A 16,722-nucleotide genomic window follows, 5' to 3' on the forward strand; every position below is an offset into this window, starting at 1 on the left:
ATTTTAATATTTATTTAGCTACTTACCAGGTTTATTTGACATCTCAAAAACCAGTTCAGCACCATTCTTAATCGCCTCATAAGAAATTTTCAAATCGGATAAAGACTGACCATTTAAACTTACTTTTTTAACATAGACATTCTTTTCTGACTGATTCTTCACTTCTATTGAAATTGTTTTTCCATTTTCTAGGTTAATCCTAGCCGATTTAACCAATGGACTCCCTATCCAATAGGCATCATCCCCCGGTGCAACTGGATAAAAACCCAAAGCTGTAAACAAGTACCAAGCAGACATCTGACCGCAGTCATCATTACCACCTAATCCAGCATGTCCGTTGTGGTATTGATTGCGGATGATCTGACGAACTCGAGCCTGAGCCTTCCAAGGGCTTTTTGTCAAATTATAAAGGTAGGCAACATGGTGCGATGGTTCATTGCCATGTACATAATTACCAATGATACCATCTCGCGTTATATCTTCGGTATGCTCAAAATATTTATCAGGTAGTTCCATTGTAAATAAAGAATCGAGATAATTTTCCAATTTCTTCATCCCTCCCATCATATTCATCATTTCCAGAGGCTGATGGGGCACATATAAGCTATAATTCCAGGTATTGCCTTCGATAAATCCCTGACCATGTGTCTCCAAAACATCAAACTTTGCTCTAAATATTCCATTTTCATCTTTAGGACGCATAAAGCCTATCGATGGATCATAGACATTCTTCCAATTTTCTGCTCTTTTTATAAAGGTTCGGTAAATATCCTCTTTTCCTAATTTTTTAGCCAACTGTGCGATACACCAATCATCATAAGCATACTCAAGCGTATTCGAAACCGAAGTTCCAGAAATCCCTTCCGGTACATAGCCCATATCGATATATGCTCCGATACCTTCATAGCGACGTGTATTTGCCGTTTGAACACAAGCAGCCAATGCGGCTTCCGCATCACCTTTATAGACTCCTTTCAAAATAGCATCTGCCACTACCGATACGGAGTGATAGCCGCTCATGCACCAATTATCATTGGCATAATGTGACCATATTGGCAACATTTGCAACACGCTTTGATCATAGTGCGCCATCATCGAGGCGACCATATCGGCATTACGGGCAGGATCGATTAGATTCATAAGTGGGTGAAAAGCGCGAAAGGTATCCCAAAGAGAAAAAGAGGTATAGTTTGTAAACCCTTTTGCCTGATGTATTTCTTGATCTAAGCCCTTATATTCTCCATTCACATCCATATATACTGTTGGCATCAGACTGGCATGGTACATCGCAGTGTAAAAATTAACCATATCTTCTTTGTTCAACATATCAACCTGAATTTTACTAAGCTCTTTTTCCCAAGATTGTTGCCCTGCCTTCACATACTTTTCAAAATCCCAGTCATTGGCTTCTTCCTCCATATTCAAAAGAGCATTTTTCATGCTAACCGGACTCAAAGCAACTTTCATCATAACCTCTTCGCCTTCCTTGGTGTCAAAATCTAGATTTAGTTTAATTTGATGTGCTGCTAGATCTGGGAAATTGTCTTTTTGATCAAACTTACGCCAAAAGCCTCCGTAGACCTGTTTTCCATCTTCATATTTAGCGCCATAATTTTTAAATGCCTTCGACGTTTTTATTGCGAAGTAAACTGTACGTGTACGAGCCCAACCATTTGTTTGGCGATAGCCGACTAGAGTAGAATCATTCAATACCCGCACTACGGTCCATACATTTTTTCCTTCGTAGTTATAGATTCCCGCTGTCAGATCCAGTATCAAATGTGAGGCATCGGACTTAGGAAAAGTATAACGATGTATCCCCACCCGGGTAGTGGTTGTCATTTCTGCTTTAATCTGATGCTTATCCAGCATTACACTGTAGTAGTTTGCTTCAGCAACCTCATTGGTATGTGAATAGGGAGATCGATATCCATCTTGTGGCCGATTGGCAGTACCTGGATTCAACTGTAATTTCCCTTGCGTAGGCATCACCAAGATATCACCAAGGTCTGCATGTCCTGTGCCACTAAAATGTGTATGACTGAATCCAACAATTGTTGGGTCATCATATTGATATCCGGCACAATATTTATAAACATCACCATTATATTGACCATTCACAGCATAAGAAATGGTATCCGTATCCGGGCTCAATTGCACTGCCCCAAAAGGGACTGTTGCACCAGGAAAAGTATGTCCCATACGGGCAGTACCAATCAAAGGTTTCACATATTGAATTAAATTGGACTGTTGCGCCTGTAGTAGAGCGGGGATAAGTAATAATCCCAAATATAGAAGTCGTTTTCTGAACATGTCTTTAGATTTTAAGCGACGGATGTTGGCTATAATCAGCCCATAATTCTTCGAGTGTCTTACCCGTTTGATTTTTCCAAAATACATCAGAATAAGTTTTATTTCGCATTGCTGCATCTAGATTTTTAACAAATCCCTTTTTATTGTTTTTTTCAATCCAAAAAAAGAAGCGAGCAGTGACACGGTAAGAGTCCGTGTAATTTTGGTTATCATTCCATTCTGGCAATTTCCAATTAGCACCTTCGTTATCGATGCCATTGACAAATCGAACATAGTCGGCAATTCCTTCCGTAATCCACCACGGGCCCGATTCATTAGGATAGCCCTGCACAATATGCATCACTTCATGTGTGACCACATCAATGTCACCTGGATTTTTGGCAAACCACTCAGGACTGTAGCGCACGATTCCTCCAGCAGTAGCTGCAACACCTTTATAATCTGGATCGATAACAAAAGACACTTTCTTCATGGTGTTTTTATTATATGTTTTTGCCAATTTAGGATAATTTACAAAGAAGGTATTTACTAACCTCTCTTTCAGTTCTGGGTTAAAATTCTCATCCTTATTGATCCAGATCAGCGTATAACCTTTTCTTGTCATACTATCCGTATCAACAGCCAGCTTACGGTCAAGGTCTGTATGTTGCCAATTATCTTGTGCAAAGGTTATTTGACAAGTAATCAAACCTAATACACATCCGACTATTTTAGTAAAATTCATCATTCTAGTTTTTATTATATGAATTAAAAGATACACTTGAGCATACTACACACAATTTCTTTTTAAATTAAACATGCTTAAAAAAACAAAAAGGGTTGAATCATAAACATCCAACCCTTCCCACTAACTAACTAACTAACTAACTAACTAACTAACTAACTAACTAACTAACTAACTAACTAACTAACTAACTAACTAACCCTATTCACTATTTCTTCAATTCCGTTGTCATAGAATAAGGTGCTGCAGCTTTAGATGCACCGCGTTTATAGTTTGGTTTATCCGACATATCAAAAGTTAAGGTTCCACCTTTTAACAACTCTTTGTGGCTCAACCAGTTTTTAGCGTACGATTTGCCATTTACCTTCAGGTCATTGACATAAAAGTTCTCTGCACTTGCTTTATTACCGATAATTTCCAACGATTTACCATTTTCCAACTTCAATGTTGCCTTAGAAAAAAGAGGAGCACCTAATACATATTCGTCCGTAGCAGGGCATACTGGATAGAAACCCAGAGAAGAGAAAACATACCAAGCCGAGGTCTGACCATTATCTTCGTCCCCACAGTAACCATCAGGAGTCGCCTGATACATACGATCTAAGACCTGACGTACCCAATATTGCGTTTTCCAAGGTTGCTCACTGTAATTATACAAATAAATCATATGTTGGATAGGTTGGTTGCCATGAGCATATTGCCCCATATTAGCAATTTGCATTTCACGAATTTCGTGTATCGTACCTCCATAATAACTATCATCAAAAGCAGGAGGCTGCACAAATACGCTATCTAACATCAAGTTGAATTGCTGATCTCCGCCCATCAAACCAATCAAACCTTCCACATCGTGGAATACACTCCAGGAGTAATGCCAGCTATTACCTTCGGTGAATGCATCACCCCATTTCAATGGGTTGAATGGACTTTGAAATTTACCATCCTTATTTTTACCACGCATCAAATTAGTCGAAGGATCAAAAAGATGACGATAATTTTGTGCTCTTTTTGCATACAGATCAATATCTGCTTGCGGTTTATTCAATGCTTTAGCTAACTGATAGATGGTAAAATCATCATAAGCATATTCCAACGTACGCGCCGCATTTTCATTAATACCCACATCGTAAGGGACATAGCCTAAATCATTATAATAGTTAACACCCTTACGACCAACCGCCGTCATCGGACCTTCATTGTTGGCACCATGTTTCAATGCCTCATAAAGCGTATTGATATCATAACCTCTTAATCCCTTAATATACGCATCAGCTACCACGGAAGCCGAATTATTTCCAACCATGATATCAGCAAAACCAGGGCTACTCCATTCAGGTAAAAAGCCACCTTCTAGATAAGCATTTTTCAACCCTTCCTGCATTTCAACATTAATAGATGGATATACTAAGTTCAAGAATGGATATAGCGCTCTGAAAGTATCCCAGAAACCAGTCCCACCAAATAAATGGCCTGGTAATATTTTTCCGTTATAGGGGCTGTAATGAACCTTTTCGCCAGCAGCATTGATTTCATATAATTTATTCGGAAAGAATAGCGTACGGTATAGCGTCGAATAAAAAGTTCTCATTTGATCGACATTATCACCTTCTACCGCTAAGCGTCCCAAGGTTTCATTCCAGATCTTGCGACCATCTGCTTTTACCTCATCAAAGCTACGCGTTCCCAATTCCTTTAAATTAAGCTCAGCTTGCTCCGCACTGATAAATGAAGAAGCCACACGAACCTGAACCGGTTTATTTTTATCCTTCACTTTAAAGCCCAAAATTGCTCCTGTTTGATCAGCAGTAGATTTCAATTTTCCTTTAAAGCGTTCCTTACCTTCCCATGTAGAGTAATTATCAAAGGGCTGATCAAAAACCAATACAAAATAATTCTTGAAATTGGTCAAATTACCACGCGAATAACGCGTAGAATAACCGATTACCATATTTTTTTCTGGAATAATTTGTACTTCGGATCCTTTATCAAATGCATCCAACACGATAAATGCCGAATCGGTTTTATTAAAAGAAAATTTAAAGAATGCTGCGCGCTCAGTAGGTGTCAGTTCTGCTGTCACGTCATGATCTGCGAGATAAACCGAATAATAATAAGGCGTTGCCTTCTCCGCTTTATGAGAAAACCAACTTGCTCTTTCCTCTTGGTCAAAAGCTGCCTTTCCTGTAACAGGCATCAAGGAGAACTGACCATAATCATTCATCCAAGGCGAAGGTTGATGCGTTTGCTTCAATCCTCTTATTTTATCAGCGGCATAAGTATATTGCCAACCATCTCCATTTTTACCGGTTTGGGGTGTCCACATATTCATTCCCCAAGGCAAACCAATAGCGGGATATGTATTTCCATTGGATAATGATGGTTTAGAATCAGTACCCATCAAAGGATTAACCAAATCAACCGGATCAACGTGTTTCCCATTTAATTTCTGGGCAGATACGATACTCGTACAAAATAAGGATAGGCTCAAACTACATGCTATCCCCCATTTTAGGGTTTTAAAAATCATATATGATACATTAAATTGACATAAACTAGGTATTCCTACAAAAAAAAGAAGAAATAATTGATTTAACGAGAATAAAGATAAAACCTTTTAGCAATAAATGAAAATAAAACTTTCACTAAGAATCCTCCGTATCTTCTTTATTACAAAGGGAGTATAGGCTAAAAGAATTGTCATATGAAAGTCTTTTTTAGTTTCAGCTGGGAAATTATTAACATATTTACCCTATCCTTGCATTAATATAATTTTAAAATAAAATGAATAAAGGAACTGTAAAGTTTTTCAATGAAACTAAAGGATTTGGTTTTATTACCCCTGAAAATGGCGGAGACGATGTATTTGTACACATTTCAGGCTTAAAAGACCAAGTTAGAGAAGGCGATAGCGTTAGCTACGAAATTGAAAACGGAAAAAAAGGCTTAAATGCTGTTAATGTAAGAATAAACTAATTACTATTATATTTTCTTGCAAAGCAGCTTCCTCATCGGAAGCTGCTTTTTTTTTGTTACCAATAGCAGGTATGCCATTAAAAATGATAGGCTAACATCCTAATAAAACTTATTGCTGTATACTTTCTTAACAAAACATGCTCAAGAATACTTAAATCCTTGAGCACATTTTAATAAAATGGGTTAAAACAGAAAATACTACGATAAATCTTTCTTATTTCAAAGCCGCCAATCGCGTCATACCTTCTAAATAATAATAGTCTGCATAAACCAACGGCACATCAATCTCTGAATTATGAGGTATACTTCCCACGCTATGCTTCAATAAAAATCCACCATTCGTACTATAATCAGCAAAATAAGCCGGTCCAGATAACGTTTTCAAGGTAGTCTTCGCAAAATCCAAATAAGCTTTACTCTCTTTTCCCTTCGTAAAAGTAGACAGGTCTACTAATGCCGATGCAACGACCGCAGCAGCAGAGGCATCTCGCGGTATATAATCAAGCTTCAAGTATGCAAAGTCAAGATCTGAGCGATAACCTTCCTGTAGCGCATTAAAATCCCAATATGGAATTTTATCCTTTGGCAGGTTTTTATGATTGATATAAAAATTTGCAGCAGCTTTAGCTGTTTCTAAAAACTCTATTTTCTTGGTTTCCTTGTACATCATCGTAAAGCCATAGATTGCCCAGGCTTGGCCTCTGGCCCAAGTGGAATTATCGGCATAGCCCTGATTCGTTTGTCTGTGGATAGCCTTTCCATTTTCATCATAATCCACCACATGGTAGGTACTGTGATCCGGACGGAAATGATTTTCCATGGTTTTCGTAGCATGACTGATTGCAACATCTCTAAATTTGGGATCCCCTGTGATATCCGATACATAACACAACATCTCTAAATTCAGCATATTATCAATAATTACAGGATACTGCCAAGTTGTTTTGCCATCCCATGATTTTTTCTGATTCCAAGACTTTATCAAACCTACTTTAGGGTCATATCTTTTCAGGGCCGTATTTGCCGAATGAATAATAATCTCTTTATAAGCTTCAACCTTTTTTGAATCTTTTAAATATTTAATTGCATTTCCATAAGAACAGTACATCACAAAACCGATATCATGATGTTGATCCAGATTTTTAGCTTTTTCCAAGGCCTCTGTCCATTTTATCGCCTCATTCTTTGTTGCCTCATCGCCTGTTTGATGGTAGATATACCAAAGGGACCCAGGGAAAAATCCACCAGTCCAGTCCCATTCACTCGTTACCACTAACGCTCCTTTTTTATTGATCGTACGTGGAAAGTTGTTCAATTTATCAGCTTCTTTTGCTAAGTAAGCATACTGCTTTTCTGAAGCTTCAAAGCTTTTCTTGATAAAAGGCAATTTAATTGGTGTAAAGCTTAGGGCTAATCCCGCTATCGTCAATCCCAATAGAGGAATTAACATTTTTCTTTTCATTAGAATCTTCATAATATAATTAGTAAACACATCATAGTCTCTCAAGAAAGCATTAGCATATATCATTACAACTCAACAGTCCTACTATCTTTCCAGCATCTTAATAGATTATAACGAAGTTAAGGTATTTTAAAATTCAAAAGGCTGAAATCATCGCAATCGATTTCGAGTCATAAATTCCTAAAAAATAAAAAACAGAGGCTTCTCTACAGAATTCTCTGTTCCAATACCCAAAAAAAAGTACATCCAACCTAGCTAGGAACAAGATTTTGATTATCCCTACATTTCTCTATCTTTGGCGGATGATCAAACTAACCAACCTTATCCTCCGCGGCTTTGGACAAATCATGCTACAGAATAATCCCTATACAGGATTATTATTTTTGGCAGGTATTTTATACAATTCATGGCTCTTAGCATTAGCAGCCATAGCGGGATGTATCATCAGTACAGCGACCGCCTATGTTTTAAAATTCGATATAAAAGATATCGAAAAAGGGATATATGGATTCAATGGCGCTCTTACGGCTATCGCTATTTATTATTTCTTTGGATTCAACATCCTCAGTACTGCACTCTTGGTGGTAGGATCTTCATTATCTAGCATCCTTCAATTTCAGATTAAAAGAATCATCAACCCCTATACAGCACCTTTTATATTGGTTACATGGATACTCTTATTTATTGTACACTACCTATTTAAACAACCTTTAGTAAGTATAAATTCAATAGCTGGCGACACTTCCCCTATACTCTTGACCATCGGCAATAGTTTCGGACAGGTATTTTTACAAGAAAATTGGATATCAGGTACCCTGATATTCATCGGAATCCTGATTAATTCACCCAAGGCAGCATTGTACGCGTTGGTCAGTGTACTGCTCAGTACCGTTATTTCAAAACTGGTCAGTCTTCCCGATTCACAGATCTATACTGGCCTAATTGGCTATAACGCGATCCTATGTGCTATCGCATTTTCAGATAGTAAACGTATGGCGACCCTTTGGATTATACTTTCCGTATTTTTAAGCTTATTCATTTTCGAATTCATTGGTTTACTGGGAGTGATTCCTTTGACAGCTTCTTTTGTCATCACGACTTGGGTAGAGAAATTCTTCATGAAAAAAGTCAAAATATAAATAGATACAACATTTTAATAGCTTTTGGTAATTAAAAGAAATTCAATATAACATGAAGCCCAGACTCGTTCAAATCTGGGCTTCTATATTTTATAGCACTGTACGATAACGCTCTATTTAATCAACATGTTATCAGCGTCCTCAGTTAGGTGTTTTTCATATGAACTTTTGGGTTAGTTCAACTGTAACGATGCAGGGCCGAATTCTTCAAAATGAATAGCAGATTTTGCCACCCCATTTTCCAACAAAAAGTGATAGTGTTTCGAAATGAAAGGAGCAGGACCACAAATGAAATATTCTGCTTCAGCATGAATCACATCATCTTTTATGCGTTCTAATTCTACCCAACCATTATATCCGGAAGTCCCCGTTTCGACTACATCATCGTAAAAAATATGATGATCGACTTGATTTGCTGCTGCAATTTCTGCAAGTCTATCTTTAAAAGCATGTACCGATTCATTACGACAACCATGCACCCAAGTAATTGGGATATTGCGTTCCGATTTACCTTTCACCAATTCCTCCAACATGGACATCAATGGCGTTTGTCCTACACCTCCACTGATGAATACTTTTTGCTTTTCATTCGCCGTATCAAGGACAAATGTACCTGCAGGAGCAGAAAGCTCTACCATATCATCCACATCAATAAAATCATGCAAACGATTACTGATCATTCCATCAGGATGTTTAGTCCCAGCTTCTCTTTTAACTGAGATACGGTAATATTGACCATTAGGTGCGCACGATATACTATATTGACGGGGTTGTAATAAGTTAAGTTCTGGTAAAAATAGACGTAGACTGATGTATTGTCCAGGTAAGAAATCAGCCACTTGGCCGCCATCACTCGCGTACAAGTAAAAAGAGGTAATTTCTTCCGACTCTTTCACCTTTTGCTTCACTACAAATGGTCTCCAACCCGACCAACCACCTACTTTTGCCGTTTGTTTATCATAGATTGTTTGTTCGTGTCCAGACATCAACGAGGCAAGTTGGTTGTACGCCACTGTCCATGCCTCTAATAGTTCAGGAGTAGCACCATCTCCCAATACCTCTCCAATAGAAGCAATTAGATGATTACCAACAATTACATAATGTTCAGGTCGGATAGACAAACTCGTATGTTTATGACCGATACCATTCACTACAGGCATCAATACACCAGGATTTTCAATATGCTCTGCATAAGCCAAAACCGCCATCGCTAACGCAGTTTGTTGCTTACTATTCTGTTGATTGCCCATATTGAACACATGCTTCAACTCGGGATTATGCTCAAACATACGTTTGTAGAAATGCGTTGTCAATAACACACCATGCTCTCTTAAAATAGGCACAGTAGCCTTCACTAATTGTTTTTGATCTGTTGTCATTATCATATACTTATTGAAAATAAAAGATATCTATATCTCTTATTTAGTTAAAAAAACGTTTCATCTATACTATGTTCAGATTATGATCAGCATACATCCTTCTACTACCCATTCTTATTTTCATACCAGCCTGTAGCCATTATACAATCTCTCCATTGAAGACAGACAAATATAAAAACAATAAAAGACTTTTACATCTTCTATTAAGGAATAATGTGTACAAAGAACACAAATGACAATAAATCAACAAAAGAAATAAACGCTAAAGGTTGATATGATGTGCTACAAACAGCATAATAGATGATTCCTTAAGATTTTTCAATTCACAGCCTTAAAAAATCTTAGGAAATGAATGCAACTTGATTGGCACCAAACTTACTTCGCTATATCAGGGTACGTGTATACATTATAAGGACTGATTTTTTTAGCAATTGCATAGGCAATCCAAACAGATAACGTAACAGGTATGAACAACGTATACGCATTAGGCGCCATACTACATATTAAAAAAATCGCGGTCCATCTTCCATGGATAGCCGCCCCTAATGTTGAGGCAGCACCGATCAAGGCAAAGTTTAAAACCAATAATTCCAAACCAAATATGCTATTAAAGAAAAGTGCAACAGCGATTCCTAAAAAAGCTCCCGCTACTATACTCGGCGCAAACACTCCACCGTCACCACCAGCACCCAAAGTTAGCGCCGCTACGAATGGCTTCAATACAATAAGCAAGAGTAAAGAAATCGGAACCATCATCATTGTGCCAGAGCTAATGACATGAGAAAGCATTTCTTGAAGACCGTGGTAACTATCTCCGTATAAAGCTGGAAAAAGCAAAATAAGACATCCGATTGTTATCGCACCACTATTTACCCTTAAAAAATTATTGTTTATTCTAGCAAATAACTGTTTACTTGTCAATACCAATTTCATAAAGTAAATCGCTAATACTGCAGACAAAGCAGCCAGAAAAAGCATAAAAGGCAATCCATACCAGTACCAATCTATTACTGGAAATGTTAGTAGAGGGGCGTTATCAAAATAATGTATACCTACAAACGCTACCGCACCAGCAATCGTACAACTTATTAACACCGACCTTTTCCAACCTCTTGCAATCACTTCAATAGCAAAGAACCAACCACCCAATACCGTACCAAACAATACTGCAACGCCAGCGGTCACTCCGGCACATATCAATTCCTGTTTAAATTTCATCGGAGCCCAGCCTCTTTTGCTCATTTGGTTACCTACAGTTGCGGTAGCCACTACAGTAGACACTTCAATACCTGTCGAGCCGCCAAAAATAACAGTCAAAAAACCATTGAGATAATGTGAAGGTATTTTATAAGCAGGTAAATGATCTTGCCGTGTATCTAACGAACGATAAATCTCTCGAATTCCTTTATTCTTTCTATTCTTGAATGCATATTTTCGAAGAAAGTAGATGATGGTTATACCAATAGAAGGAAAGATAATAAAAAAATAAGGAGTAGTTGATTCAACCTTTTCGAAGAGGTATTCCTGATAAAAAGTCGTTAAATGCTTTAAAGAATATGCCAATAACCCGGATAGTACAGCGACAATAATACTGCCTATCATGAGCTTAAAATAACTGTACAGCTGTATTTTATCTTTCATGATTGATTTCCTATTTCTGTCGCAAATGTACAATAAAAATCAGCAGTTAGCCAAGTATGTTCAGGAATTAATCCGATTTCAACGGCACAATTACTACTAAATCAGTAGTCTAATAAAAAAGCCAACTAAATCATTAAAAAGATTATCGCTAATAAATAAAAAAACGTAAATTTGCCGTTACAGAACCACTATTAGAAAAACTAATCAATTGTGAAAAAACAATTGATGAAAGGAAAATATTTAAATATGCTAAGCGTACATATCATGGTCCAACCTTCGAACTTTCGCACAGAAAATTCTTACTAAATCCACAATAATGTATATTTATCTTATGCCAAATAATACCTACTACCAGCATCTTGGCACGGTTATTACTTTAAGGTGCACATTTAGGTCATCATTTCTATTGAAAAAGCAAATAATTTTCAATCAAGAGAATATCTGATCAGGGTCATCTGTTAATTGACATTAATTTTAATAATCACACACTGTTTGAAATACTATTCATGATTAATTTGACATTGTTAAAGCGAAAATTTCGAAAAGATAATCCAAGATGGGTTATACTCATGATTGATTTGTTTATCGTTTTTGCATGCTATGCAATTTCCAATTTTATTTTCAATAGTATACATGAAGAGTATTCAACAGCTATGATGCTCAAGAAAAGTCTTCTCGTTATTTTTGCTTATAGTATTGCGTTTGCAATAATGCGTACCTATAAAGGCATCATTCGTCAAACAGGGATTAACGATGCTACTAAAATATTCAAAACTGTATGGTTAGCCTTCATGATTTTGGCCATTCCAACCATTGCCATACGTTATTATATCCCTAAAGGAAGTGTCAGTGGAGATTTTTTAAGACTCTCCTATATCATCCTATTCATGCATAGTTTCTTCACGATGGTTATGTTAGTTGCAGCTCGTGTAACTTATAGAAGCATTTATGAAATGCTCTTTTTGCCAAATCGTAAAAATCGAAACATATTGATTTTTGGAGCTTCACGACCAGGGTTAGTAGCCTACTCTTTACTGCGTGAAGATCGTCGAGTAAAAAACAACGTGGTTGCTTTTGTCGAAGATAAAGTTTCCCGTGTTGGAAAACGCATCACAGGTCTACGTATTCTGTATTTAGAAAAAATCGATCAGGCTTACATTGACCAATTCAACATCTCAGAGGTTATTATCGCTGTCGAGAACAATGATCCAGAGCGCTTAGTTCAAGTTACCGATCACTTTCATCAGTTAGATCTTGAATTAAAAATCATGCCGAATTCTCGTGTTATGTTAAATTCAGGAGCCAAACGAGAGATACGTCCTTTAAAAATTGAAGATTTATTAGGCCGCAAAGCCATCAAGATTGAAAACCCAGCCATTGATGGTGAACTAGACAATAAGGTTATCCTAATTACGGGAGCAGCAGGGTCTATCGGCGGGGAATTAGCCCGTCAGATTTCGCAACGCAATTATCGTCACCTCATCTTATTAGACCAAGCAGAGTCTCCCCTTTATGATTTACAGCAATCATTAAAGGCAACCCATCCAGACCGAGTCAAATGTATAGTCGGGGATGTACGTGATAAACTATTTTTAGAACGGATATTTAAGCGTTACAGACCACAAATGATTTTCCATGCTGCTGCATACAAACATGTCCCACTTATGGAACAAAATCCATACGAAGCTATCTGGACCAATCTGATAGGTAGTAAAAATATGGCTGATCTATCCGTTGCTTATGGGATTCAAAAGTTTGTCATGGTATCGACCGACAAAGCCGTCAACCCTACAAACGTCATGGGCGCCACCAAGCGCGCTGCAGAAATCTATGTGAACAGTTGTAGCTCGCTGGGGAAAACAAATTTCATCGTAACCCGTTTTGGAAATGTGCTGGGTTCTAACGGATCTGTTATACCATTATTTGAGAAACAAATGGAACAAGGTGGACCATTGACACTCACACATGAAGATATAACGCGCTACTTCATGACCATTCCAGAAGCTTGTTTATTAGTACAAGAAGCGGGAGTCATGGGCCATGGGGGCGAAATATTCGTGTTCGATATGGGTAAATCAGTCAAAATAATCGATCTTGCCAAGCGCATGATCAAACTAAAAGGATACCGCTACCCTGAAGATATCGACATTAAGATTGTAGGCTTAAGACCTGGAGAAAAAATATTTGAAGAGCTTTTGGCCAATGATGAGAATACACAAAAAACCCATCATCCAAAAATTATGATTGCTCAAGTCAATCGCGAAGATATCGAAGAAAAATGTCAATTGATCGAACAACTCAGTCGTGATATCACGTCCATAGATAAAGAGGAAATCAACGATATGCAGTTGGTTTTACAACTCAAAAGGATTGTTCCCGAATTCAAATCACAAAATTCTATTTTCCAAGATTTAGACGAACATCTAGCAGAAAAAAATAGTGCTGAAGCGTAGTTTTTAAAAAACACAGCTAAGCGCATAAAAGCCCGATAACTTAACAATATCGGGCTTTTTTATGTCCTTTTATAAACCAGCACAATTTCAATATTTATCATTTCTATTCTTTATTCTACCATAGAATAAATTTATCGATGATCAAAAAGCCAAGTCAGTTCATTTTACAGCATTAATTAACTTAAAATACCAGAAATTCTTTCGTAATTTGCATTTCAGTTTAAAAGAAATCACGATAGGTATTTTAGGTCGGGAAGGCGGAAAAACAAGAAATATGAAAAATAAGAAAATTTACATAGCCGGTCACCGCGGTATGGTAGGTTCTGCAGTAAAAAGAAAATTGGAAGATTTAGGCTATCAAAATTTCATTTTACGCACTTCCAGTGAATTGGACCTCCGCAATCAGTCTCAAGTACAAAAGTTTTTCAAACAAGAAAAACCGGACATTGTGATTGATGCTGCCGCCAAAGTAGGCGGTATATTAGCCAATAATAACTACCCCTATCAATTTTTAATGGATAATATGCAGATCCAGAACAATCTGATTCATGAATCCCTACAACATGATGTAGAAAAATTTATCTTTTTAGGTTCTTCCTGTATTTACCCTAAATTTGCACCACAACCATTACAAGAATCCAGTTTATTAACGGATAGTCTCGAGCCCACTAATGAATGGTATGCTTTAGCTAAAATCACAGGGGTAAAATTATGTCAAGCTATCCGCAATCAGTTTGGAAAGGATTATGTCAGTTTAATGCCAACCAATCTGTATGGTACTCATGACAATTTTGACTTGACAAGTTCACATGTTTTACCTGCGATGATACGCAAATTTCACGATGCTAAGTTGCTAGGGAACACAGCTGTGACACTATGGGGAACGGGGAGTCCATTACGCGAGTTTTTGTTTGTAGATGATCTAGCTGCTGCCGTATCCTTTACTTTAGAGAATAAACTGCCCGATTACCTATATAATGTGGGCACAGGTACAGATTTAAGCATTAAAGATTTAGCCAATCTGATTCAATCTGTAGTCGGCCATCAAGGCGAAATCATTTGGGATAGCAGCAAACCCGATGGTACACCGCGAAAATTAATGGATGTAAGCAAAATGCACCAATTAGGTTGGAAGCATCTCGTTCAACTAGAAGAAGGAATCAAACGTACATATCAATGGTTTTTAGAAAACCAAGACAATTATAAAGAAGTAAAATTATAAGTATTCAATATGAAAACTGCATTAATCACCGGTGTAACAGGACAAGATGGTTCCTATTTAGCAGAGTTATTATTAGAAAAGGGCTATATGGTACACGGCATCAAGCGCAGAGCCTCATCCTTCAACACACAACGCATTGACCATATTTACATGGATCAGCATGAAAATAATGTCAATTTCAAATTGCACTATGGTGATTTAACAGATTCAACCAATATCATTCGTATTATTCAGGAAGTACAGCCTGACGAAATCTACAATTTAGGAGCCATGTCTCACGTCAAAGTATCCTTTGATTCACCGGAATACGTGGCCAATGTCGATGGTCTAGGGGCATTACGCATCCTCGAAGCAGTCCGTATTTTGGGTTTGGAAAAAAAGACACGTATCTATCAAGCATCTACTTCCGAACTCTACGGGTTAGTACAAGAAGTTCCACAAAAAGAGACAACTCCATTTTATCCGCGTTCTCCTTATGGGGTAGCAAAAATATATGGCTTTTGGATTACAAAGAACTATCGCGAGGCCTATAATATGTATGCATGCAATGGTATTCTTTTCAACCACGAGTCGCCACGTAGAGGCGAAACCTTTGTAACACGAAAAATTACGATGGCCACAGCCGCCATTGCATTAGGTAAACAAGAATGTTTATACCTAGGCAACCTCAATGCCCAGCGCGATTGGGGACATGCCAAAGACTACGTTGAAGCGATGTGGCGTATTTTGCAACAAGATGTTGCTGAAGACTTTGTTATCGCAACCGGCGTAACGACCTATGTACGTGATTTTGTTCGAATGGCATTTGCTGAAGTAGGTATCGAATTGGAATTTCAAGGTAATGATGCATCTGAAGTAGCAAAAGTTAAAGCTTGCCTCTATCCAGACTATCAATTGGAAATCGGCAAAATTGTAGTAAAAGTTGACCCACAATACTACAGACCAACAGAAGTAGATCTATTAGTGGGCGATCCAACCAAATCAAATACACAATTGGGTTGGAAGCCAAAGTATGACTTGGCAGGTTTGGTCAAAGAGATGATGGATTGCGATATCGCTTTAGCAAAAAACAATCGCTATCATTAATCATCCGGTTAACATGATCATGATATAGCTCAACACAAGGATGAATACCAAGCATAGCTTCACAAAATGCTTGGTATTTATCTAAATTATACGAAAAATAGATTAAAAAATCAGATTCCCAATTAATTTAACCTATATTTTTGAATTTGATTTTTTTATTTATAAAAAATTGCTTTCTTTGCAGCAGTTATTAAACAAATGGAGTCATCTGGCCCTGATTCAGGTTAGACCATAAAACAATTGGAGGCTTAGCTCAGCTGGTTTAGAGCACTACCTCGACAAGGTAGGGGTCACTGGTTCGAACCCAGTAGTCTCCACCAAAAGAGCATC

General features: G+C 37.5%; 11 protein-coding genes and 1 tRNA gene. 6 read left to right on the forward strand and 6 right to left on the reverse strand.

Annotation, left to right across the window (positions count from 1 at the left end; all coding sequences use genetic code 11):
* Positions 1–18: 18 nt before the first annotated feature.
* The 3 genes from ACFX5U_RS20025 to ACFX5U_RS20035 all read right to left on the reverse strand — a co-directional run bounded on the left by ACFX5U_RS20025 (position 19) and on the right by ACFX5U_RS20035 (position 5,564).
* The gene (locus ACFX5U_RS20025; protein ID WP_400261852.1) at positions 19–2,313 is read right to left on the reverse strand and encodes a GH92 family glycosyl hydrolase; all 2,295 of its coding nucleotides are present in this window, start codon (positions 2,311–2,313) and stop codon (positions 19–21) included.
* A 4-nt stretch (positions 2,314–2,317) separates the two neighbouring features.
* A complete protein-coding gene (locus ACFX5U_RS20030; RefSeq protein ID WP_400261853.1) occupies positions 2,318–3,040 on the reverse strand; it encodes a basic secretory protein-like protein in 723 nt (240 codons plus the stop codon).
* A 205-nt stretch (positions 3,041–3,245) separates the two neighbouring features.
* Entirely contained in the window at positions 3,246–5,564 is a 2,319-nt protein-coding gene (locus ACFX5U_RS20035) for a GH92 family glycosyl hydrolase (protein WP_280571697.1), read from the reverse strand.
* A gap of 254 nt (positions 5,565–5,818) precedes the next feature.
* On the opposite strand from ACFX5U_RS20035, the gene ACFX5U_RS20040 reads away from it, so the two are divergent.
* A complete protein-coding gene (locus tag ACFX5U_RS20040) occupies positions 5,819–6,010 on the forward strand; it encodes a cold-shock protein (RefSeq protein ID WP_021190047.1) in 192 nt (63 codons plus the stop codon).
* 214 nt (positions 6,011–6,224) lie between these two features.
* Here ACFX5U_RS20040 and ACFX5U_RS20045 read toward each other — a convergent pair whose 3' ends face one another.
* Positions 6,225–7,472 carry a glycoside hydrolase family 88 protein gene (locus tag ACFX5U_RS20045; protein ID WP_400261854.1) on the reverse strand — a complete coding sequence of 416 codons (1,248 nt, stop codon included), beginning with the start codon at positions 7,470–7,472 and terminating at the stop codon, positions 6,225–6,227.
* 302 nt (positions 7,473–7,774) lie between these two features.
* Between ACFX5U_RS20045 and ACFX5U_RS20050 the strand changes: the two genes are divergently transcribed.
* Positions 7,775–8,611, forward strand: coding sequence for an urea transporter (locus tag ACFX5U_RS20050; RefSeq protein WP_400261855.1), 837 nt, complete (start codon positions 7,775–7,777; stop codon positions 8,609–8,611).
* 173 nt (positions 8,612–8,784) lie between these two features.
* Here the strand turns inward: ACFX5U_RS20050 and hmpA are convergent, their stop codons facing one another.
* Together hmpA and ACFX5U_RS20060 are read right to left on the reverse strand one after the other, a co-directional pair.
* Positions 8,785–9,990, reverse strand: coding sequence for an NO-inducible flavohemoprotein (gene hmpA / locus ACFX5U_RS20055; protein WP_400261856.1), 1,206 nt, complete (start codon positions 9,988–9,990; stop codon positions 8,785–8,787).
* A gap of 375 nt (positions 9,991–10,365) precedes the next feature.
* Entirely contained in the window at positions 10,366–11,631 is a 1,266-nt protein-coding gene (locus tag ACFX5U_RS20060) for a chloride channel protein (protein WP_400261857.1), read from the reverse strand.
* A 506-nt stretch (positions 11,632–12,137) separates the two neighbouring features.
* On the opposite strand from ACFX5U_RS20060, the gene ACFX5U_RS20065 reads away from it, so the two are divergent.
* The 4 genes from ACFX5U_RS20065 (at position 12,138) to ACFX5U_RS20080 (ending at position 16,712) form a co-directional block, all read left to right on the forward strand.
* A complete protein-coding gene (locus ACFX5U_RS20065) occupies positions 12,138–14,084 on the forward strand; it encodes a nucleoside-diphosphate sugar epimerase/dehydratase (protein ID WP_280571685.1) in 1,947 nt (648 codons plus the stop codon).
* A gap of 274 nt (positions 14,085–14,358) precedes the next feature.
* Positions 14,359–15,306 (forward strand): GDP-L-fucose synthase, encoded by a 948-nt coding sequence (locus ACFX5U_RS20070; protein ID WP_280571684.1) that lies wholly within the window; start codon positions 14,359–14,361, stop codon positions 15,304–15,306.
* 9 nt (positions 15,307–15,315) lie between these two features.
* Positions 15,316–16,392 (forward strand): GDP-mannose 4,6-dehydratase, encoded by a 1,077-nt coding sequence (gene gmd, locus ACFX5U_RS20075; RefSeq protein WP_400261858.1) that lies wholly within the window; start codon positions 15,316–15,318, stop codon positions 16,390–16,392.
* 242 nt (positions 16,393–16,634) lie between these two features.
* Positions 16,635–16,712: transfer RNA gene (locus tag ACFX5U_RS20080), tRNA-Val, on the forward strand.
* Positions 16,713–16,722: the final 10 nt, after the last annotated feature.

The sequence above is a fragment of the Sphingobacterium sp. SG20118 genome, assembly GCF_044740685.1.
Lineage (GTDB): Bacteria > Bacteroidota > Bacteroidia > Sphingobacteriales > Sphingobacteriaceae > Sphingobacterium.